Source organism: Streptomyces sp. P5F9 (genome assembly GCF_057961495.1).
In genome coordinates this window covers 1-1,075 of sequence record NZ_JBXVPZ010000962.1, presented here as the reverse complement: position 1 = coordinate 1,075, position 1,075 = coordinate 1, and the positions used below count along the sequence as shown (strand labels likewise).

Below are 1,075 nucleotides of genomic sequence, written 5' to 3'. Positions count from 1 at the left end.
CGCGAGCACCCCGTCCGCGTTCCCCTCCCCCACGAGTTCCTCGACCCGCGCGGAGGTGGGCATGCCCTGCCGTACGGCGCCGAGGGCGCGCTGGAGCGCGACGGAGACGGGCTGATGCCCGGGTCTGACGGCCAGCAGGCCGAGCGCCCGTTGCACGGCGGCGTCGAGGCTCTCTCCGCGGGCGAGCCCGTGCACGATGACGGCGTAGGCGCCGGCGGAGAGATAACCGACGGGATGACCATGGGTCTGAGCGGCACACTCCACGGCGAGCTGCATCACCAGCTGTGGCTCCCACCCGACGAGCAACCCGAAAGGCGCGGAACGAGCGGCGGCCTCACCCCCGACTTCCCCCGGGTTCTTGGGCGCGTCGAGCGTTCCCATCCGCTCGTCCCCAAATCCCAACAGACAGGCCCGAGTCGGGTCGCGTCGTGCGTAGAGCCACTCCTCACGCGCGAGCCATCCATCATCCTTACGACGCTCATCGGGCCCCCAGTCGTGCTGGGTCGCGGCCCACCGCAGATACGCCCGATGCAGATCGGTGGGCGGATGCCAGGCCCCGGTATCGCGCCGCACCTGCGCCCGGATCAGCCCGTCGACGGTAAAGAGACTGAGCTGCGTGAGATGAGTGACGGCCCCCCGCCGCCCGTACCCGAAGGCAAGATCTACGACGCCCTCCGCGCCGTAGGCCTCCCGGATCTCGTCGATCGCCAGCAGGTCCACGGGTGCGCCGAGCGCGTCCCCCACGGCGGCCCCGAGCAGTGTCCCCCGCACCCGACTACGGAAATCCTGCTGCTCGACCCGACCCCAGACGGCCGCGGTTGCCGTACTCACCAAGGCCTCCTCGGGCTCCGTCCGTACGTACGAGTCAGTTCAGCACTGTAATCGAACGGGGACGGTGGGTTGAGGGGGTGGATAGGGGTGGATCGGTACGCGGGGTCGGGCCACTCGCTTCTCAGCCAGTGTCGGGCTTCCACGGCCCGAGTAAAGGGCGCTCCCTGCGGTCGCGTCGGCTACGCCGATTCCGCTGCGCTCCACCCTTGACTCGGCCCGCTCCAGCCCGTTTCAGAAGCGAGCG

The 1,075-nt window shown here is 70.1% G+C and carries 1 protein-coding gene; it reads right to left on the bottom strand.

Annotated features, from left to right (window positions below; genetic code table 11):
• The coding region (locus AC31A1_RS51820; RefSeq protein ID WP_489659980.1) for an ADP-ribosylglycohydrolase family protein at positions 1–834 on the bottom strand (834 nt) is incomplete at its 3' end.
• Positions 835–1,075: the final 241 nt, after the last annotated feature.